General features: G+C 69.5%; 15 protein-coding genes. 3 read left to right on the forward strand and 12 right to left on the reverse strand.

Annotated elements, in window-relative coordinates:
- Window positions 1-65: 65 nt before the first annotated feature.
- The 12 genes from ABD225_RS03025 to mraZ all read right to left on the reverse strand — a co-directional run bounded on the left by ABD225_RS03025 (window position 66) and on the right by mraZ (window position 14,498).
- A complete protein-coding gene (locus tag ABD225_RS03025) occupies window positions 66-959 on the reverse strand; it encodes a cell division protein FtsQ/DivIB (RefSeq protein ID WP_344081081.1) in 894 nt (297 codons plus the stop codon).
- Between the two features lie 113 nt (window positions 960-1,072).
- On the reverse strand, window positions 1,073-2,506 hold the full coding sequence (gene murC, locus ABD225_RS03030; protein WP_344081084.1) for a UDP-N-acetylmuramate--L-alanine ligase: 1,434 nt from the start codon (window positions 2,504-2,506) through the stop codon (window positions 1,073-1,075).
- A gap of 1 nt (window position 2,507) precedes the next feature.
- Complete coding sequence (gene murG / locus ABD225_RS03035; protein ID WP_344081087.1) at window positions 2,508-3,623, reverse strand: undecaprenyldiphospho-muramoylpentapeptide beta-N-acetylglucosaminyltransferase; 1,116 nt, start codon at window positions 3,621-3,623, stop codon at window positions 2,508-2,510.
- Window positions 3,620-4,894: a putative lipid II flippase FtsW gene (gene ftsW / locus ABD225_RS03040; protein ID WP_344081090.1), complete on the reverse strand. Its 1,275-nt coding sequence runs from the start codon at window positions 4,892-4,894 to the stop codon at window positions 3,620-3,622. Before ftsW ends, murG begins: the two co-directional genes overlap by 4 nt.
- Before the next feature lie 4 nt (window positions 4,895-4,898).
- On the reverse strand, window positions 4,899-6,401 hold the full coding sequence (murD, locus tag ABD225_RS03045; RefSeq protein WP_344081093.1) for a UDP-N-acetylmuramoyl-L-alanine--D-glutamate ligase: 1,503 nt from the start codon (window positions 6,399-6,401) through the stop codon (window positions 4,899-4,901).
- Window positions 6,380-7,462 carry a phospho-N-acetylmuramoyl-pentapeptide-transferase gene (mraY, locus tag ABD225_RS03050; RefSeq protein WP_344081096.1) on the reverse strand — a complete coding sequence of 361 codons (1,083 nt, stop codon included), beginning with the start codon at window positions 7,460-7,462 and terminating at the stop codon, window positions 6,380-6,382. The genes murD and mraY overlap by 22 nt, the downstream gene beginning before the upstream one ends.
- A gap of 3 nt (window positions 7,463-7,465) precedes the next feature.
- Complete coding sequence (locus ABD225_RS03055) at window positions 7,466-8,875, reverse strand: UDP-N-acetylmuramoyl-tripeptide--D-alanyl-D-alanine ligase (RefSeq protein ID WP_344081099.1); 1,410 nt, start codon at window positions 8,873-8,875, stop codon at window positions 7,466-7,468.
- Window positions 8,872-10,398 (reverse strand): UDP-N-acetylmuramoyl-L-alanyl-D-glutamate--2,6-diaminopimelate ligase, encoded by a 1,527-nt coding sequence (locus ABD225_RS03060; RefSeq protein WP_344081102.1) that lies wholly within the window; start codon window positions 10,396-10,398, stop codon window positions 8,872-8,874. Before ABD225_RS03060 ends, ABD225_RS03055 begins: the two co-directional genes overlap by 4 nt.
- Window positions 10,399-10,407: 9 nt before the next feature.
- Complete coding sequence (locus tag ABD225_RS03065; protein WP_344081105.1) at window positions 10,408-12,225, reverse strand: peptidoglycan D,D-transpeptidase FtsI family protein; 1,818 nt, start codon at window positions 12,223-12,225, stop codon at window positions 10,408-10,410.
- A 185-nt stretch (window positions 12,226-12,410) separates the two neighbouring features.
- On the reverse strand, window positions 12,411-12,929 hold the full coding sequence (gene ftsL, locus ABD225_RS03070) for a cell division protein FtsL (protein ID WP_344081108.1): 519 nt from the start codon (window positions 12,927-12,929) through the stop codon (window positions 12,411-12,413).
- Window positions 12,926-13,915 (reverse strand): 16S rRNA (cytosine(1402)-N(4))-methyltransferase RsmH, encoded by a 990-nt coding sequence (rsmH, locus tag ABD225_RS03075; protein WP_344081111.1) that lies wholly within the window; start codon window positions 13,913-13,915, stop codon window positions 12,926-12,928. Before rsmH ends, ftsL begins: the two co-directional genes overlap by 4 nt.
- A gap of 145 nt (window positions 13,916-14,060) precedes the next feature.
- Window positions 14,061-14,498 carry a division/cell wall cluster transcriptional repressor MraZ gene (mraZ, locus tag ABD225_RS03080; RefSeq protein WP_344081114.1) on the reverse strand — a complete coding sequence of 146 codons (438 nt, stop codon included), beginning with the start codon at window positions 14,496-14,498 and terminating at the stop codon, window positions 14,061-14,063.
- A gap of 351 nt (window positions 14,499-14,849) precedes the next feature.
- Here mraZ and ABD225_RS03085 point away from each other — a divergent pair, with 351 nt between their 5' ends.
- The 3 genes from ABD225_RS03085 to ABD225_RS03095 are packed head-to-tail and all read left to right on the forward strand — an operon-like array spanning window position 14,850 to window position 19,473.
- A complete protein-coding gene (locus ABD225_RS03085) occupies window positions 14,850-15,848 on the forward strand; it encodes an AAA family ATPase (protein ID WP_425564322.1) in 999 nt (332 codons plus the stop codon).
- Window positions 15,848-17,104 carry a DUF58 domain-containing protein gene (locus tag ABD225_RS03090; RefSeq protein WP_344081117.1) on the forward strand — a complete coding sequence of 419 codons (1,257 nt, stop codon included), beginning with the start codon at window positions 15,848-15,850 and terminating at the stop codon, window positions 17,102-17,104. The genes ABD225_RS03085 and ABD225_RS03090 overlap by 1 nt, the downstream gene beginning before the upstream one ends.
- Window positions 17,101-19,473 (forward strand): transglutaminase TgpA family protein, encoded by a 2,373-nt coding sequence (locus ABD225_RS03095; RefSeq protein ID WP_344081120.1) that lies wholly within the window; start codon window positions 17,101-17,103, stop codon window positions 19,471-19,473. Before ABD225_RS03090 ends, ABD225_RS03095 begins: the two co-directional genes overlap by 4 nt.
- Window positions 19,474-19,478 lie beyond the last annotated feature (5 nt).

Consider the following 19,478-nt stretch of genomic DNA (forward strand, 5'->3'; position numbering starts at 1 on the left):
ATTCCGACGCCCCCACGACATCCCTCGCCCGCCCGACCACGAATCGCCCGTTGATCAGCGGTTCCTTAGCGGGTGACGGGATTGTCCGGAGCGCTCACATCGATGGTCTTGGGCTTCTGTGACAACAAGATCCCCACGAGTTGAGCCTTCAGCTCGGAGCGCTCGGAGGACCCCCAGACGACAGCCGTCGACCCCAGGCGGAAGGAGACCGAATCCGCCGCATCAAACTGCAGATTGGTGACCTTCGCGCGCGTCGCCTCCGGCAGCGCCGCCATGACGGCAAGAGCGGCGCGCACGCTCTCCTCATCGCCGACTCCCGAGCCGCCCTTGACGACCGGAACCCCGCTCGGCGCAGCCTTTACTGTCTGGGTGCGAACGCCCTCAATATCCAGAAGGTCTACTTGACCTTGAGACTTCTCGAGGCCGAGAACGGGCACCCGCGCGATGACCTCGATGACGAGGGAGCGCGGCATACCCCGGCGCACAGTGGCATCCGCGACCCGTGAATCGGCCTCGATCTGCGCCTCGACGGCGGAGGTGTCGAGCAGGACCATCGAGCGGCCCTTTTGCTCGGCTCCGACCCGCTCGGCAACGGTCCGGACGGCCGCCGACCCGCCACTCACCTCGATCGTGGAAACGGCGAGCAGCGGTGACCACAACAGGACCCATGCCAGAGCCAGCAGCGCACCGAGGCCGCCGACAACCCACCACACCTGAATCGACCGGCGGCGCTGCGCGGCCCCCGCACGGCGGGCCCATCCATCGGCGAACGACAGGACACCGCGGCCCGCCCGACCCCTCCCAGGTGTCTTCGCGCCGGCGGTGCCGGGCTCGTCGAAGAAGCTGTCATCGGCGGCCCGCGAACCCGCCGGGGTCTTTTGGCTCGGCTTCGCGGCGCTCTGCGGTGACCGCTTGGCAGGGTCAGCGGCCCGGGCGATCTCGGCCGCTCGCGCTGACAACCGGCCGCCCGCGGAGGAAGCAGCGGGCCGTGCCGCGCCCGTCGTCCGCGCGGCGGGACGTCCGGGGCCGCGACCGGCCCCGGCCGGTCGTCGTGGGGTCGCCATGGTCCCTCTCAGTCCTCCCGCAGCGCCGCGAGGATGCGCGGGCCAAGTCGCGTGATATCGCCGGCGCCGACGGTGACGATCAGATCACCGGGCTGCGCTGACGACACGAGTTCGTCGATCGCCGCCTCCGGCGAGGCGGCGAGATAGCTCTCCCGCCCCAGAGCGCTCAAGTGCTCGGTGATCAGATGGCTGTCGATGCCGTCCATCGGCTGCTCGCGGGCGCCATACACGGGCAGTAACACGATCTGGTCGGCGGGCGCGAGACCAGCCGCGAAGCCCTCCGCGAAGTCACGCGTGCGGCTATACAGGTGCGGCTGAAAAACGACGCGCAGCGCCGCCCCCGCCGGCAAAACGGCGCGTGCCGCGCCGACGAGCGCCGCCACCTTCGGCGCATTGTGGGCATAGTCGTCAACGACCGTGACGCCGCGCTCATCACCCTTGAACTCAAAGCGCCGCCGGGTGCCGGGGAAGGCGACCAAGCCGTCGACGAGCGCCTCAGGGTCGGCATCGAGACCGAGCCAGCCGGCCGCCAGGGCCGCCGTCGCATTGAGCAGGTTGTGCCGGCCAGGAGCCGCCACCTCCAGGCGCACCTGTCGCCCGGCGCTTTCGACGATGCCATGACCGCGCAGCCCGGCCATCTTGACCTCGGTGAGCCGGACTTCAGCCGCCGGCGACTCGCCATAGGTCACCACGTGCCCACCGGCCGCCCGGTGCGCCGCCGCCAAGTGCGCGGCGCCGGGATCGTCCGCGCAGGCGACGAGCAAGCCACCCTGGGGGATCGAGGCGGCGAAGGCGGCATACGCGGCCTGCACGTGGGCGAAGTCGCCATAGAAGTCGAGGTGGTCCGGCTGGACATTGGTCACAATGGCGATGTGGGGGTGATAGCTCGCGAACGAGCCATCCGACTCGTCGGCCTCCGCGACGAAGACCGGCCCGTCGCCGCGCAGCGCATTGCGCTCGATCCCGACCAGCTCGGAGCCGATGGCGAAGGAAGGATCGAGGCCGGCGGATCGCAGGGCCGAGGCGAGCATGGCCGAGGTCGTCGTCTTGCCATTCGCGCCAGCCACCGCGATCCGCGTGTCCTCCCCCATCGCCGAAGCCAGCGCCTGAGCCCGGTGCAGGATCCGCAGCCCGCGCGAACGCGCTTGCTGCAGTTCGGGATTCGACTCCGGGATGGCTGAGGAGACGACGACGGTGTCGATGCCCGTCAGGTGCTCGGGGCTATGCCCGATCGAGACCGCGATGCCCTCCGCGCGCAGCCGCTCAACGCTCGCCGAGTCGGCGCCATCGCAGCCGCTGACAGGAACTCCGAGATCGTGCAGGAAGGAGGCGATGCCCGACATACCGCTGCCGCCGATGGCGATGAAGTGCACGGCGCCGAGTGCGTGCGGCGCCGGGATGGGCGCCGAGAAGTCGAAGCGTTCGTTGACCCCGAAGGCCATATCAGCGCCTCGTGGTGCGCGAGGCGTATGCCGCCCCCACCAGATCGGCGAGCAACTGATCGCCGCCACGCTCCCCCACACGGGCGGCTGCCGCCGCCATCGCAGCGACCCGCTGCTCGTCGCGGGCCAGCGGGATCAACTGCTGCGTGACCCAGGTCGGGGTCAGGTCCGCGTCCTTGACCAACAACCCTCCGCCCGCCGCGACGGTGTCGGCGGCGTTGAGTTCCTGCTCCCCATTGCCGATCGGCAGCGGGACATAGACCGCCGGTAGCCCCACCGCGGTCAGCTCGCAGACCGTATTGGCGCCGGAGCGCGCGACGACGAGGTCGGCGGCGGCATACGCGAGCTCCATGGCGTCGACATACTCGGTCACGACATAGCGGGCGCCAGCCCCGGTGTCGGGTGCCGCGAAGAGTTTGCCGGCCCCGGTCGCGTGCAGCACCTGGATGCCGGCCTCCGACAACTCCAAAACACGGGCGCTGAAGGCGTCGTTGAGGCGCTTGGCGCCGAGCGAACCCCCGGTGACGAGCACGGTCGGGCGCGCATCAGCCAGCCCGAAATGCTCCAGCGCCTCGGCCCGGCGGGCGGCGCGGTCCAAGGTGGAGATTTCGGGACGCAGCGGCATACCCACCCGCCGCGCATGCGGCAGCTTGGTGCTGGCAAAAGTCGTCCCGACGAAGGGGGTCAGCCGCGCGCCGAGCCGGTTGGCGAGGCCGGGGCGGGCGTTCTGCTCGTGGATGACGATCGGCACCCCGCGGCGGCGGGCGGCGAGGTATGCCGGGGTGGAGACATAGCCGCCGAAGCCGACGACCACCTCAGCGCTCGTCTGGTCAATGGCCGACTCAACCGCCGCGACCGCCGAGCGCAACCGGCCGGGCACGCGCAGCAGGTCGGGACCGGGCTTGCGGGGCAGCGGAACCTTGGGGATGGTCACGAGGGGGTAGCCGCGCGCGGGCACCAGGCGCGCTTCGAGCCCGGTTTCAGTGCCGAGGGCAGTGATCGACATCTCCGGACGCAGGGCGCGCAGCCGGTCGGCCAGGGCGAGCAGCGGCGAGACGTGCCCCGCCGAGCCGCCGCCGGCCAGCAGGACCGAAGACGGCAACGACAACTCGGTCATGACCGCTTCCCCCGCGAGCGGCTCAGCACGGCCGCTCCGCCGCGCACGGACTTCGGCCGCAGCGACAGGGCCTCGGCGCAGCCCGGTTCGGCGCGCGCGAAGGCCAGCAGCACTCCGGCTCCGAGCATGGTGGTGATCAGCGAGGAGCCGCCGGAGGAGACGAATGGGAGCGGGACGCCGATGATCGGCAGGGCGCCGATGACGGCACCGATATTGACGATGGCCTGCACGAGGATCCACACCATCACACCCGAGGCGGCGATTCGAACGAAGAAGTCGTCGGTGCGCACCACGAGGCGGTAGGCGGCATACCCAAAGACGGCGAAAAGTCCGAGCACGATGAGCGCCCCGACCAGGCCGAGTTCCTCGCCGATGATGGCGAAGATGAAGTCATTGTGCGGCTCGGGCAGCCACTGCCACTTTTCCTTGGACGCGCCGAGGCCGATGCCGGTCAGGCCGCCCTCGGCGAGCGCGAAGCGGGCGTGCATGGGTTGGCGGCAGATGCCGAAGTAGAGGGTCTCGTCGGTGATCTTGCACTTGCTCGGATCCAGCCAGATGCTGATCCGCTGCATCCGGTTGTCGCTGGTCATCGTCGCGCCGGCGAGGGCGATCATGCCGAGGACGCCGCCGATGCCGAACCACTTCATCCGCACCCCGCCCGCGAAAAGCATGCCCGCGACGATGGCGGAGATCACGATGGCGGTTCCGAGGTCATGACCGAGCATGACGAGCAGGAGCACGACGATGGCCGCAGGGGCGACGAACGGCACGATCGCTTCCGTGATCGAGCCGAGGAAGCGCCGTTTCTGCGTCAGGACCCGCGCCCCGAACAGGATCAGGGCGATCTTGGCGATCTCGCTCGGCTGGACGGCGAAGCCCGGTAGGCGGATCTGGTTCCGGTTGCCCTGGACGGCCACCCCCAGCGGGGAAAAGACGAGCATCTGCAGCGCGACCGCCGCGACCAGGGCCACCCCACCGATGCGCTTCCAAAAGCCCAGGGGCATCCGCATCGCGACGAGCATGGCTGCAAACCCGATGGCGGCGAAGATGGCCTGGCCGGTGAACTCGCCATAGGGCGAACCATCATTCTTGATCGAGACGATCATCGACGCCGAAAGCACCATGACCAGGCCGATGAGCGTGAGCAGCACGGTGACCGACAGCAAGAGGTAGTAGGTCGCGACGGGGCTGTCGAGGAGGGTGCGCAGGCGCGCGAGGCGCCCACGGGCCCCCTCGCCACCGGCGAGCGATGACGCGGTGGTGCTGCTCACGGATCTACTCCCCGTCGACCTGCAGACGCTCGACCGCGGCCGCAAAGGCATCGCCGCGAGCGCCATAGTTGGCGAACATGTCCATGGACGCAGCCGCGGGGGCGAGCAGCACGACATCACCCGGCTGGGCAAGGGCGGCGGCAGCCGCCACGGCGCGATCCATCGCTCCAGTGTCCGTGTCCGGCAGGTCGACGACCGGGACCTTCGGCGCGTGTCGGGCGAGGGATTCGGCGATCTGGGCGCGATCGGCCCCGATCAGCACCACACCCCGCAGGCCGGGCCCGAAGCGCTCAACCAGGGGATCGATGTCAGCGCCCTTGAGCAGTCCGCCGGCGAGCCAGACGATCCCGTCGTATGCCGAGAGGGAGGCCGCCGCCGCGTGCGGGTTGGTGGCCTTGGAGTCATCGACAAAGCGCACCCCGGCGACCGTGCCGACCTCGGCGACCCGGTGCGGTTCGGGGACGAAGGCGCGTAGGCCGTCGCGGACCGCGCCGGTTGGGACGCCATACGCGCGGGCCAGCGCCGCGGCGGCGAGCGCATTGGCGACGACATGCGGCGGCGGGGGCGCATCGGTGCGGCTCAGATCGGCGAGGGTGCCCATTTCGGCGGCGCTCGTCGCGCGCTCGGCGACGAAGGCCCGGTCCGCGAGGATGTCCTCGACCAGCCCGACCATCGAGACGGCGGGGGTGTCGAGCGTGAAGCCGACCGCTCGGGCTCCCTCGACCACCTCGGCCTCTTCGACCATTCGGCGCGTCTGCTCATCGGCGACGTTGTAGATGCACGCGACCTGGGTGCGGGAATACACCTTGGCCTTGGCCTGCCAGTAGTCCTCGAAGGTGCCGTGCCAGTCGAGGTGGTCCGGCGCGATATTCAGGCAGGCGGAGGCGAGCGGGGAGATCGAATCCGACCAGTGCAACTGGAAGCTGGAGAGTTCGACGGCGATGACGTCATAGGGCTGCGGGTGCAGCACCGCCTCGAGGATGGGCGTGCCCACATTGCCGGCGCTGGTCGCGCGCAGCCCCGCCGCCCGCAAGATGCTTGTGAGCATTTGGACGGTCGTCGTCTTGCCATTGGTGCCGGTCAGTGTCAGCCACGGGGCCGCGCCTTCGGCGGGCCGCATCCGCCAGGCCAGTTCGACCTCGCCCCAGATGGGTATGCCGGCCGAGGCCGCCGCCGCGAGCAGCGGCTGGTCGGGGCGCCAGCCCGGCGAGGTGACCACGAGGTCGATCTGGTCGGGGGGCAGGGCGGTGCTCGCCTCCGGGCCGAGTCGGACGTCGACATCCAGGACGCGCAAAATGGTCGCCCGTTGCGCTAGCTCGCTGCCCTCGGCCGGCTCGGCGGCATCCACCAGCACGACCTGCGCGCCGCGCTCGGCCAGGGCGTCGGCCGCGGCGAAGCCACTGATCCCGAGTCCGGTGACCAGCACGCGCAGGCCGGCCCAGTCGGCGCCGCCGTGCGTGAGCGCGCCGAGATCGGTGCGCCGACTCACAGCGTCCCCACGACCCATTCGGCATAGAAGATGCCGAGTCCGAGGGCGACGAACAGGCCAGCGATGATCCAGAAGCGGATGACGATCGTGACCTCTTGCCAGCCCTTGAGCTCGAAGTGATGTTGCAGCGGGGCCATCCGGAAGACGCGTTTGCCGGTCGATTTGAAGGACGCGACCTGGATGATCACCGAGAGGGTGATGGTGACGAAGAGGCCACCGAGGATGACGATGAGCAGTTCGGTGCGCGAGACGATCGCCAGGCCAGCCAGCGCTCCGCCGAGGGCCAGGGAGCCGGTGTCGCCCATGAAGATCTTGGCCGGGGCGGCATTCCACCACAGGAAGCCGAAGCAGGCGCCCATCCCGCCAGCCGCCACGACGGCCAGATCGAGGGGATCGCGCACGTCATAGCACTTCAGGTTCAAGGCGTTGGTGCAGTTCTGGTTCGACTCCCAGATGCCGATCAGGACGTAGGCCGCGAAGACCATCGTGGAGGCGCCGGTCGCGAGGCCGTCGAGACCGTCGGTGAGGTTCACGCCATTGGAGGTGCCGGAGATCATGATGTTGGCCCAGATGACGAAGAGCGCCACGCCCACGGCTGGGACCCCGAACGAGAGGTCGAGCGGCGTGTCCCGCACGAACGAGACGGCCGTCGAGGCCGGGGTGTTGCCGAAGTCGTCGGGGAAACGCAGGGCGAGGACCGCGAAAATGATGGCGACAAGCGCTTGACCCGCCAACTTTTGCTTGCTGCGCAGCCCGAGTGAGCGCTGCCGGCTGATCTTGATGAAGTCGTCGAGGAAGCCGACCAGCCCGAGCCCGGCCATCAGGAAGAGCACCAGGAGTCCGGAGACGGTGGGGCTGGATCCGGTCGCGGCGTGGGCGGCGAGATAGCCGATGACCGTCGCCGCGATGATGACGGTGCCGCCCATGGTCGGGGTGCCGCGCTTGGTGTGGTGCGAGGTGGGACCGTCGTCCCGAATGAACTGTCCGTAGCCTCGCCGGACCAGGAATTTGATGTATGCGGGGGTGCCGAGAAGTCCGATCACCAGCGCGACGACGGCTGCCAAGAGCACGGCCAGCACGAGTTATGCCTCCTCACGGGACACGGGTGCATCCCGAAGCCGGTCCCCCAGGAAACGCAGACCCGCGCCATTGCTGGATTTCAGCAAGACGACATCCCCACGGGCGAGGATGTCGACAGCTTCAGCGTAGGCGGTGTCCACATCGGGCGCATATCGGATGGTCATCGGCGCGCCCCCGCGCGCTGCCCCGTCGCCGATCCCGCGAGCCGCCTCCCCAACGCAGAGCAGGATATGCACGCCCCGCGCCGCGGCGAGTTCGCCCACCGCCTCGTGGGCGGCCTGGCTCTCGTCGCCGAGTTCGAGCATGGCGCCGAGGATGGCGATGGTGCGCCGGCCGGCGCCCATCGTCGCCAGCGCGTCGAGGGCCGCGGCCATCGATTCGGGATTGGCGTTATAGGCGTCGTTGACGATCGTGACGCCATCGGCGCGTTCGCTGACTTCCATGCGATAGCGACTGACGGGCCCGGCGTGGGCGAGGCTGTCAACGATGTCCGAGAGCGCCAGTCCGCACTCGTGGGCGGCCGCGATCACTGCGAGGGCGTTGCCGACCTGGTGACGACCGGCAACAGCCAACTGCACATGCGCGGCCCCGGCGGGGCTGATCAGGTCGAAGGCCGCGCAGCCGTCCGATCCGAGCGTGATGGCCTCGGCGCGATAGTCGGCATCGGCGGCCTCTCCGACGAGCACGACGCGCGCCGTGGTCTGCTCGGCCATCGCGCGCACTAGCGGGTCGTCGGCATTGAGCACGGCCACCCCATCGGCCGGCAGGGCCTGCACCAGTTCGGCTTTGGCGGTGGCGATCGCCGCCCGCGAGCCGAACTCGCCGACATGGGCCGAGCCGATATTGAGCACGATCCCGATGCGTGGCGGGGCGATCTTGGTGAGGTAGGCGACATGCCCGATGCCCCGGGCACCCATCTCGATCACGAGATAGCGGGTGGCGTCGGTGATCCGGCATACGGTCAGTGGCACACCGACCTCGGAGTTGAAGGAGCCCACCGGGGCAATCGTCTCGGCGTCGGCGGCGAGGACCTGGCCGAGCAGATCCTTGGTCGAGGTCTTGCCGGAGGAGCCGGTGATGCCGACCACCTCCAGATCCGGACGGGAGTCGATCAGCTCCCGGGCGATCGCGACGAAGGCGGCCTGCTCGTCCGCGACGACGATGCGCGGGAGATCACCGGTATCGGCGGTGACCAGGGCGGCGACCGCGCCGCGCTGCGCCGCCCCAGCGATGAAGTCGTGGCCGTCGGCCGCGGCGCCGATGCGGGCGACATACAGGCTGCCGGGTCCGGCCTCCCGCGAATCGGTGACGACCGGGCCGTCGATGAGCAGGTGCTCGGCGGCCGCGACGTCGATCCCGGCGAGGTGGCCGCCGGTGATCTCGGCGAGGCGCGCCAGGCTGCGGGCGATCATGCGGACCCACCCGCTGCGTCGAGGGCGGCGGCCAGTTCAGTGCGGTCGTCGAAAGGATGGATGACGCCGGCGATGTCCTGGCCGCTCTCGTGGCCCTTGCCGACGACGGCGATCACCGATCCTGGGCCCGCGGCATAGGCCGCCTCGACGGCTGCGGCGATTGCCTCAGCCCGGTCGGGGACTTCCTCGATGCGACTCTCGGCACCCGCGGCACGGGCGCCGGACAGCACGGCAGCGCGGATCGTCGCCGGATCTTCGGAGCGGGGATTGTCGTCGGTGACGAAGACCTGATCGGCGCCGAGTGCGGCGGCCGCCCCCATCGCCTCGCGCTTGCTGCGGTCTCGATCGCCCCCGGCGCCGAGCACGACGATCAGTCCACCCGGTGCGGCCTCAGGCCGCAGCGCGGCGAGCGCGGCAGCGACCGCATCGGGGGTATGCGCATAGTCGACGACGGCGAGGGGTGCGGGCTCGCGCGGTGTGTTCGCCGTGACCTTTTCCATCCGGCCGGGCACGTGCGGGTCCGCGAGAACCGCCTCGCGGACCGCGTCGATGCCGTGCCCCGCAGCCAGCAAGGTGAGCGCCGCGAGCGCCGTGTTGACCCGATTGAAGTCGCCGGGCAGCGCCGAGCGCAGGTCGAGCCGCCCCGCGGGACCGGTCAGCGTGAACTCGCTCCCCTCCCCCGCGTCGAGACGCCAATCGGCGGGCTGACCAGTGCTGCTCAGCGTCGTGACCGGAATCGGGGCGTCCGCGGCCAGCCGTTGGCCCCAGGCATCATCGACGCAGATCACTCCCTGGCGGGCTCGCTGCGGCGTGAACAGGGCCGCCTTGGCGAGGAAGTAGTTGTCCATCGTGCGGTGGTGATCGAGATGGTCTTGCGAGAGATTGGTGAAGACCGCGACGTCATAGACCAGCCCGTCGACGCGGTGCAGCGACAGGGCATGGCTGGAAACCTCCATGACGCAGGTGTCGACGCCGCCCTCGCGCATCGCCGCGATCAGGCCGTGCACCTCGCTGGCCTCCGGGGTCGTGCGGACGCTCTTGATCCGTCGCTCCCCGATCCGCGTCTCGACCGTCCCGACCAGGCCGGTCCGTTGGCCCAGCGCTCGCAGCGCGGAGTCCAGGAGGTATGCCGTGGTGGTCTTGCCATTGGTGCCGGTGATCCCGATCAAGCTCAGGCCGGGATCGCGATTGGCGTAGATCAGGCTGGCCGCCTCCCCCAGTCGAGAGCGTGGGTCCTCGACGATCAGAAGCGGCAGTTGCACGTCTGCGGCGTGGGCGAGGTCGGCGCCCGCCGCATCTGTGAGTGCCGCGACGGCACCGGCCGCCGCGGCCCCGGCGATGAAGCGCCCGCCGTGCACATTGGCGCCGGGCAGGGCGGCATACAGATCCCCGGGCTGGACCGCGCGCGAGTCGAGGGTGACTCCGGTGATCAGGACGTCGACGCCCGGATTGGGCGCGCCGAGGGCCGTGGCCAGGTCAGCCAGGGCGACGGGACGGGTGGAGTCGGGCCGGAAGCCGGTCATCCGCGCGCCTTAGCGGGCGCCGCGATCACGCAGCACCGCGGGGTCGTCGGGATTGGGCGGGCTGTCGAGCTTCAGCGTGAGCTTGGGCGGGTCCGTGTCGCCCGGGGTCGGCGGGATGTCCAGGGATTGCAGCGCATAGGTCATCACATCGTGGAAGACCGGGGCCGCCACGACACCGCCATAGTGGCCGTTGACCGGCTTTTGGATGATGACCGAGACGACCAGTTCCGGGTCGGATGCGGGGGCATAGCCGATGAAGCTGGCGGTGTAGCCGGAATAGCCGCGGACCTTCTCGTCATACCGGTCGGCGGTGCCGGTCTTGCCGGCCACGCGGTAGCCCTCGATGACGGCGGCAGGCGCGGTGCCCTCGGCACCGACGACACCTTCGAGCATCTCGCTGACTTGCCCGGCAACCTTCGAGGAGATCACGCGAGTGCGCTGCGACTCTGCCGTCTTCTGCAAGGCGCCCTGGCTGTCGGCGACCGCGCCGATGAGTTTGGGCGCAATGTGCACCCCGCCATTGGCGATCGTCTGATAGACCCCGGTCGCCTGGATGGCGGTGATCGACAGACCCTGGCCGAAAAGCACGGTGTAGCGCTGCGAGCCGCTCCAGTCCTCGGCCTTGGCGAGCAGCCCGGCGCTTTCGCCGGGGAACTTCACGGGCGAGCGGGAGCCGAAGCCAAACTTGCGGAAGTAGGACTCCATGGTCGCCTTCGGCAAGGTTTCGCCCGCGATGATCAGACCGGTATTGCTCGACTGCGCCAACGCGCCGGCGAAGGTGAGGTATTCGGTGGGGTGGGTGTGGCTGTCGCTGAACTGGCGGTCGGCGCGGCGCACCGAGTAGGGCACGATCATCGCGGTGTCGGGTTTGACCGTGCCCTCCTCCAGGGCGGCCGCCGCCGTGATCACCTTGGCCGTCGAGCCGGGCTCAAAAACCTCCGTGAAGGCCGTGTTGACGAACGAGGCATCCCTGGTGATCTTGTTGGGATCGAAGGTCGGATAGGACGCAATCGCCAGCAGTTCACCGGTCTTGACGCTCTGGACCACGACCGTTCCGGAGGCGGCCCGCACCTCGCGCATCTTCTGCGCCAAAGCGTTCTGGGCGTACCACTGCAGGTCATTGCGGATCGTCAGCTGGACCTCGCGCCCGGGGACCGCAGGCTTCTCCTTGGAAAAGCCCATCGGGAGGCGGACGCCGTCCTGACCCACTTCATACGCGAGCTGGCCCGGGGCACCCTTGAGCGTCGAGTTCAGGTAGGTCTCGATCCCCCCGCCGCCGTCCTGGTTGTCGCCGCTGACGAAGCCGACCAGGCTCGCGGAGGTCGTGGACTGCGGGTAGCTGCGCACCGAGGTCCGCTTGCTGTAGATCCCCGGGATGCCGAGCTTGCTGATCGTGTTCCACGTCAGCGGCGAAATGGCCCGCTCGAGCAGGACATAGCGGGTCTTTGGCGTCGTGAGCGACTTCTCCAGATCGGGCACGGTCTGGCCGAGCAAGGGCGCCAGATCGAGTGCCGCGCCGGCGGCGCCGACGGTCGTGAGCTTGCCGTCGATCTTCTTCTTGTATGCCGCCACGGACTGCGGGTCCGCGCTCACCTCACGCTTTTCGATGCTCGCCGCGAGGACCGTGCCGGTGGCGTCGACGATCGTTCCGCGCATGGCGGGCGTGGTCTCGGTGACCACCCGCATCTGCATTCCGAGTTCGGCGGCGCTGTTCTCATCGAGCGCTTGGATGCGCACGAGTTGGGTCGCGAAGAGGCTGAGCACGACGAGCAGACCGACAAACATGGCCCGGGCGCGGACCCGGGGATTGCCGCCCGGTCGAGCCATCGGGCGTGGGGTGCGGGGCGGACGTGATCCGCCGCCACGGGGGGCCGCGCCACGGGGTGCAGCGTCTCGCGGATGTGCCCGGCGCGGATCGCTGCCCCGGGGCGCGCCCGACGCGGGCCCACCGGGCCGGGGCCGGGCCGGCTGCCGGACAGGTGGCGCTGAGCTTCGGGGCGTCACGGTGCGGGTCAGTCCTTGCTGTCGGCCGGCGTGCTGGACGTGGCGGGCGTGGCCTTCGACGGGGCGGTCTTGGTGGCCTTGGCGGTCTTGGTCGATCCCATCGTGGGCTCGGTAATCACCGTAAAGGGCGTCGTCCCAGTGGCCGCTTCCGCCACGCCGAGGACGGTCCCCTTGGACAGCGAGACGAAGGCCGGCGACTGGGCCGGAACCATCCCGAGGGCAAGGGCGCGCTGGGCGAGGGCGGCGGGCGCGCGCAACTGGCTCAACTCGGTGGTCAGCGACTCCTGCCGGTCGGCGAGCACGGTGGATTCCGTGACGAGCCGGCCGCGCTCGTAGCTGCCCTGCGCGAGAGCGGTGTTGATCATCAAGGTCGCGAGCAAGCTCAAGACCATGGTCGCGATGAGGGCGAGGATGAACCAGCCCTGACGCACGACCGCGGTCGCGGGCACGACCGACAGCGGCGCGCGCGGCGCCGGGCGGCCGCCGGTGGTGGGCAGGCCGGACAGCTTGACGGCTGGGGAGCTCATCGGGATCCCTTCGAGGGGGTGGGGGTGGGACGCAGACGTTCGGCGGCCCGCAAGCGGACCGAGGCAGAGCGGGAGTTGGCGGCCTGTTCGGCGGCGGAGGCTTCCTCGGCGCCGCGGGTGAGCAGCCGCAGGTAGGGCTGGTGCTCGGGAAGCTCGACGGGCAGACCGACGGGTGCGCTGCTGCGGGCTCCCGCGGCCAGGACGCTCTTGGTGATCCGGTCCTCGAGCGAGTGATAGGACAAGACGGCGATCCGCCCGCCGACGGCCAGAGCCTCGATCGCGGCGGGGAGGGCACGCTCCCACACTCGAAGTTCGTCGTTGACCTCGATGCGCAGCGCCTGGAAGGTGCGCTTGGCCGGGTGGCCACCGGTGCGCTTCGACGCCGCCGGGATGACCTCGGTGAGCAGGGCGACGAGTTCGGCGGAGGTGGTCAGCGGGCGCTGCGCGCGGCGGGCGACGATGGCGCGCGCAATCTTGGGGGCGAAGCGCTCCTCGCCATAGACCCGCAGCACCCGGGTCAGGTCCGGCACGTCATAGTCGCGCAGCACATCGGCCGCCGTCTGCCCGCTGCCCTGGTCCATCCGCATATCGAGCGGGCCGTCGAAGCGGTAGGCGAAGCCGCGCTCTTGGGCATCGAGTTGCAGCGAGGAGACACCGAGGTCGAACAGGATCGCGTCGGCCCGCTCGATCCCGAGGTCGGCGAGGACGGCGGGCAGGTCGTCATACACCGCCGCAGCGATCTGGACCCGATCGCCATATGACGCGAGCCGCTCCCCCGCGATCCGGCGAGCGTCGGCGTCGCGATCGATGCCGACCAGGCGGGCGGCGGGGCAGCGATCGAGCAGCGCCTGCGCGTGGCCACCGAGGCCGAGGGTGGCATCGACGACCACGGCTCCGGGCTCGCTCAGGGCCGGGGCGAGCAGGTCGAGGATCCGCTCGAGGAGGACAGGCACGTGACGGTGCGGCGCCACTGCTCCTGTGCTCATCGGGTGCCTTCGGATCGGTTCTGGTCGGGGGTTGGGGTATGCGGATGGGGCACCTGGTGCGGGCGATGGTTCCTGGTCCCCATCCGCCGCCCCGATCCGGGGGAAGTCGGGCCGGGAGGACGGCTGGAGGCCAGGAACCACCGCGCTAGAGCAGGACGACCCCCTCCTCGTCGAGATCGCCGAGGACGGCATCGGAGCCGTCCTCGTCATACGAGCCGGCGTCCCACACCTCGAGGTAGTGACCCTGGCCGATGACGATGCAGTCCTTGTCGAGCCCGGCGTACTGGCGCAGCACCGCGGGGATGGTCACGCGGCCCTGGCGGTCGGGGGTCTCGGTGGAGGCATGGCCGAGCAGGGCGCGGCGCAGCTGACGGACATTGCGCGAGGCCGTCGAGGCCATATTCAGCCGGTCGAGGATGCGCTCCTTGAAGACCTCGTGGGGATAGATCGTCAGGCAGCGATCCATCCCCTTGGTCACCACGACCTGCTCCCCGAGCCCGTCGCGAAAGCGCGCTGGCAAGGCGATCCGACCCTTGTCGTCCAGCCGCGGCTGGTGCTGGCCCATGAACTCGACATCGGTCACTGGCCACCTCCCGCGCTGCCCTCTAGGACCCTTTTCACCAGGTCACTCCGATTTCCCCCACTCTACCCCACCTATGTACCGATTTGGGCACGATTCCGGGCAGTTTTCCCCTAGAACTCAGCATCTTTGCCGGTCAGACGCGGTGGTGGAAAGTGGGGAGATTCCTGCGGATTTGCCGCCGTTCGGACCGAGGTTGCTCGAACAGGCCATAAAGTTGGCGGAACCGGCCCCGAACTAGTGCCCGGGTGGGGGACGATGGCCGGGACCGTGCGGGGAACGACGGGTTGTCAGCGCATCGTCCTAAGCTCGCAGGACCCCAGAACACGACGCGGTCGATCCACGTCGGGAAGGATGGCGACAGTGACCGAGCAGGGTCAGTTGACCGGCAGCGAACGGGCTCGGACGCTCGAGGAAGTCCTGGAGGTCACGACCTCGCTCGCGGCCGCCATGCGCACCGTGATCGAGGGTAAGCCCGAGGTCATCCAGACCGCCCTGACCGCCTTGCTCGCCGAGGGCCATCTGCTCTTGGAGGATGTGCCTGGCGTCGGCAAAACCATGCTCGCCAAGACCCTCGCGCGCTCGGTCGACTGCTCGGTGCGACGGATTCAGTTCACCCCGGACCTGCTGCCCAGCGATGTCACGGGCGTGAGCATGTTCAACCAGGACTTGCGCTCGTTCGAGTTCCGGCCCGGCGCGATCTTCGCCAATGTGGTCGTCGGGGACGAGATCAACCGGGCCTCCCCCAAGACCCAGTCGGCGATGCTCGAATGTATGGAGGAGGGTCAAGTCACCGTCGACGGGCGGACCTACACCCTGCCCCACCCCTTCATCGTCATGGCGACCCAGAACCCGCTGGAGATGGAGGGCACCTATCCCCTGCCCGAGGCGCAACGCGACCGATTCATGGCGCGCCTGTCACTGGGCTATCCCTCGGCGCGCAGCGAGATGGACATGCTCACCCACCACGGCGAGCGCGACCCGCTGCACGAATTGCGGCCCGTGACCGATGCCGCGACCGTCAGCCGGTTGATCGCTGGCGTGCGCAGCGTGCACACCTCCGACTCGATCCGTCAGTACATCGTCGACCTGGCCAGCGCGACCCGCGACAACTCCGCCATCCGGCTCGGGGTCTCGCCGCGAGCCACCCTGCACCTGCTGCGGGCGGCCCGAGCGGCGGCAGCCTTATCCGGTCGCGATTACGTCCTGCCCGATGACGTCCAGGCCCTCGTCGTGCCCGTCTGGGCCCACCGCCTGATCCTCACCGGCGAGGCCCTGCACTCCCGGCGCGGCCCTGCCGAGGTGCTGCGCTCGGTCACCGACCGCGTCCGGGTGCCGGCGCCCGGCTTCTGATGGCCCGCCGGACCCGCAGGCGCGGGCTGACCGACGCCCTCACCGTGCGGGGCCGGTGCTTCCTCGCGGCCGGGCTGGCTTTGATGGCGTGCGGCATCCTTATGGGCTTTCGCGACATCACCCGGATCGGTGTGCTCGTGGCCGGGCTGCCGATCTTCGTGCTGCTCATCGCCCGGCGCCAGCAGTTGAGCTTTGCGACCGATCGCACCGTCTCGCCGGCGATCGTGCCGATGGATCAGTGGAGCGCGGTCAGCCTGCATGTGCGCAATCCCGGCCCAGGGCGGACGCCGATCCTGATGGCCGAAGAACAGCTGGACTATGCCTTAGGCGACCGGCCGCGCTTCGTCATACCCAAGATGGCGCCCGGGGCGGCCCATGAGGTGTCCTATCGAGTGCGTTCCTCGGTGCGGGGGCGGCACCGGCTCGGACCGCTCGGACTGCGGATCAAGGATCCCTTCGAGTTGACCTTGCGCTTGGCCGTGGTGCGCGGCACCGGAGAGTTGATCGTGCTGCCCAAGATCGTTGATCTGAACTCCGGGCAGGTCAGCGGCGGGCTCGGCAATGAGGGCTCGATCCCCCACATGATCGCGCTGCATGGTGAAGATGACGTCTCGGTCCGTGAATACCGCGAGGGCGACGACCTGCGGCGCATTCACTGGCCGGCGACTGCACGGACCGGCGAGTTGATGGTGCGCCAGGAGGACCGTCCGGCGACTCGCCGGGTCGTGCTGCTGCTGGATGACCGGGCCGCGGCCGGGGCGGTCCCGCGCGCGTCGGGATCCTTCGAGTGGGCCATCACGGCGATGGCCTCGATTGCCGCCGTGGTGATCCAGGAAGGCACCAACTGTTTCCTCGTCGCCGGGGGGGAGTTGTATGCCGGACACGGCGGCGAGCACCTGCGGGTAGAGGCGGCCCTGACGGAATTGGCCGTTGCGGAACTTCAGGAACCGGCGTTGTTCACCACGAGCATCGAGAAGGCCGGCGAGGTCGCGGCCGCCGGCGCTTTGTGTATCGCGGTGCTTTCCGCGATGTCCGACCACGAGATCGACGCCTTGGCGCGCGTCCGGCCACCCGGTTCGGCCGGTCTCGCCATCGTCACCCCGATCTCCGATGCGGTCGGTCACGGACCGGAGGCCGAGGCCACTGCCGCCCGGCTGCGCGAGCGCGGCTGGAGCGCGGTGGCGGTCTCCTCGGGTATCTCGGTCGCACAGGCCTGGTCTTCGGTCGGCGCCAGCGCAGTGCGGGCGGGCCGATGAAGAGCCAGGGCCGACCGATCGAAGCGCTGATCGCCTTCGTCGCCGCGTGGCTGGCGCTGCTGCCCGTTCGCACCCTGCTCAGCGATGCCTCCTGGGTGGTGCCGGCACTGGTCATCTCCGGGATCGTGGTCGCGACCGGGATCTTCGTTCGCACCATGGTGCGTCATTGGTTGGCCGTGACCCTGGCCCAGGTCGTCGCGGGCCTTGAGGCGATCGCGCTCTGGCATGGACGAGGGCACACGACCTATGGCATGCCCACCTGGGACACCGTGCTCGCCCTCAACAACATTCTCATCGAGGCCCGAGAGACCGTGCTGAGGTATGCCGCCCCGGCTCCGACCAATCGCGGGATGATCGTCGCGATGTCCTTCATCGCGGTGGCCATCGTGATCATCGTCGACCTGCTCGCGGTGACGCTCAAAGCCCCGGCGGCCGCTGGGCTGGCGCTGCTGACGGCATTCCTCATCACCGCGGCGAACCGTGGCTCGGCCCTGCCCTTCGCCTATTTCGTGCTGCCGGCCGCCGCCTGGCTGGTGCTGCTCGGCCGGACCGGAACACAAGGCTTGCGGCGCTGGGCGACGCTGCTGCCCAAAACACCCGACGGGCAAGAGGCGCCCCGCGATCCGCGCACCGCCTTCACTCGCAGCGCGGGCCGGTTGGGCGTTGGTGTGCTCGCGCTGGCCGTCGTGCTGCCGATCGTGGTGCCGCACTTCCACACGCGCTACCTCACCGACGGCCTGGGCCGCTCGGCCGGTGCGGGCAATGGCACCTTCAGCCTGAGCACGACGCTGGATCTGCGGGCAAATCTGGAGTCGCAGTCGACCAGCCCGGCGTTGAAGTACCGCACCTCCGTGACCAGTCCGGGACCGCTGCGGGTGGCGATCCTCACGAACTATGTCAACGGGCAGTTCACACCGCGGCCGCTCTATCCCGCCAAGACGATCAAACCGACCATCCCGTTGCGCATGAATGAGGCGCTCACGTGGTGGCAGCCGCTGATGTCGAAACTTCCTGCCGGTGCGCGCAAGGATGGCACCTTCGAGGCCTACGACTCGGATCTGGCGAGCCCGCAGATCGCGATGCCTTATGGCGCGCGCTATCTGAGCATCGACGATGACATCGAGGCGCTGGAGTTCGCGGATAGTTCCGTGGAGGTCATCGATCGGGCGACGTCATATGCCGTTGACCTGACTGTGCTCAATCCGACGCCGGAAATCCTCAACGAGGCACCCGATGTGGACTCGCCGGGACGCGTGGACGGCGACAGCGTGACGGCGGACACCCTGAGCGTGGACCCACTGTCGGTGCCGATCATCAGTGAGATCAGCGAGCGCCTCCGCACGGACGCGAGGAACAACCTGGAGATGGCTGTCGCCATACAGGATTGGTTGCGTTCCGATGAGTTCACCTACAGCCTGGACCTCGCGCCGGTGCAGAGCGTGGAAGGCGTGCCCCTGGACCCGATCACCAACTTCCTGACCACCAAGCAGGGATATTGCCAACAATTCGCCTCGGCGATGATTCTCATGGCGCGCTACAACGGCATTCCGGCGCGGATGGCCATCGGCTTCCTGCCCGGCAGTCAGGAGCGCGGCGAATGGACGGTCAAGCGCAGCGACGCGCACGCCTGGCCCGAACTGTATTTCGCCAATGTCGGGTGGGTGCGCTTCGATCCCACGCCCGGGACGCGTTCCGGGACGGCGCCCGGCTACGCGCGGGTCCCGGTGGACACGACCGCCACGACAAGCAGCTCCAGCAGCACCTCGAAGGCCCCGACGACTCGCCCGACCCGCCCGCAGGACCAGCTCGACCCCACCCTCGGCGGCACGGGCACCCGCTCCCTCGGGCAGCGGATCGCCGCCCTGCCGACGACGGTCTGGGTCGGCCTCGGCCTGCTGGCCGGGGTGCTGGCGCTGCTCGTCCTGCCCGTCAGTTCGCTGCTGGCCCGGCGGCGCCGACTGGCGGAGGCCGACTCCGATGCAGAGGTGATCGAGGCGCGTTGGCAAGACCTGATTGCCCGCATCGCCGATCTGGGCATCGAGACGCCGCAAACGCTCACCCCGCGCCAGGTGCATTCGCATCTGACGCACACCGCGGTGCTTGATCGGGACACTTCCGCCGCCCTGAGCCGCGTCGTGGACGCGGTCGAGGTCGCTCGATATGCCGCCCCGGGCGGCACCGTGGGCGATCCGGCGGCCGATGTCGAGCGGGTCTTCGGGCACATTGACTCAAGCCGGTCGCGGAGGATCCGCGCGCGGGCGCGGCTGGTGCCGTATGCCGGTCGCCGGGCTGCCCGGTCCGCATACTCCCGGGTCGTGGGGTTGCCCGCCCGGCTGGTGGCCGAAATGCGAACGCGCCGGGAGGGCTAAAGGCC

It is taken from the genome of Nostocoides veronense, from assembly GCF_039531185.1.
Lineage (GTDB): Bacteria > Actinomycetota > Actinomycetes > Actinomycetales > Dermatophilaceae > Nostocoides_A > Nostocoides_A veronense.

What these genes read in the sequence shown, in the direction of transcription:
- murD (WP_344081093.1), bottom strand. Translation starts at nt 6,401, where the DNA reads ATGGGTCGTGGGGACGCTGTGAGTCGGCGCACCGATCTCGGCGCGCTC.
- ABD225_RS03090 (WP_344081117.1), top strand. Translation starts at nt 15,848, where the DNA reads ATGGCCCGCCGGACCCGCAGGCGCGGGCTGACCGACGCCCTCACCGTG.
- ABD225_RS03060 (WP_344081102.1), bottom strand. Translation starts at nt 10,398, where the DNA reads ATGACCGGCTTCCGGCCCGACTCCACCCGTCCCGTCGCCCTGGCTGAC.
- ABD225_RS03055 (WP_344081099.1), bottom strand. Translation starts at nt 8,875, where the DNA reads ATGATCGCCCGCAGCCTGGCGCGCCTCGCCGAGATCACCGGCGGCCAC.
- ABD225_RS03065 (WP_344081105.1), bottom strand. Translation starts at nt 12,225, where the DNA reads ATGGCTCGACCGGGCGGCAATCCCCGGGTCCGCGCCCGGGCCATGTTT.
- murG (WP_344081087.1), bottom strand. Translation starts at nt 3,623, where the DNA reads ATGACCGAGTTGTCGTTGCCGTCTTCGGTCCTGCTGGCCGGCGGCGGC.
- ABD225_RS03085 (WP_425564322.1), top strand. Translation starts at nt 14,850, where the DNA reads ATGGCGACAGTGACCGAGCAGGGTCAGTTGACCGGCAGCGAACGGGCT.
- ABD225_RS03095 (WP_344081120.1), top strand. Translation starts at nt 17,101, where the DNA reads ATGAAGAGCCAGGGCCGACCGATCGAAGCGCTGATCGCCTTCGTCGCC.
- rsmH (WP_344081111.1), bottom strand. Translation starts at nt 13,915, where the DNA reads ATGAGCACAGGAGCAGTGGCGCCGCACCGTCACGTGCCTGTCCTCCTC.
- murC (WP_344081084.1), bottom strand. Translation starts at nt 2,506, where the DNA reads ATGGCCTTCGGGGTCAACGAACGCTTCGACTTCTCGGCGCCCATCCCG.
- ftsL (WP_344081108.1), bottom strand. Translation starts at nt 12,929, where the DNA reads ATGAGCTCCCCAGCCGTCAAGCTGTCCGGCCTGCCCACCACCGGCGGC.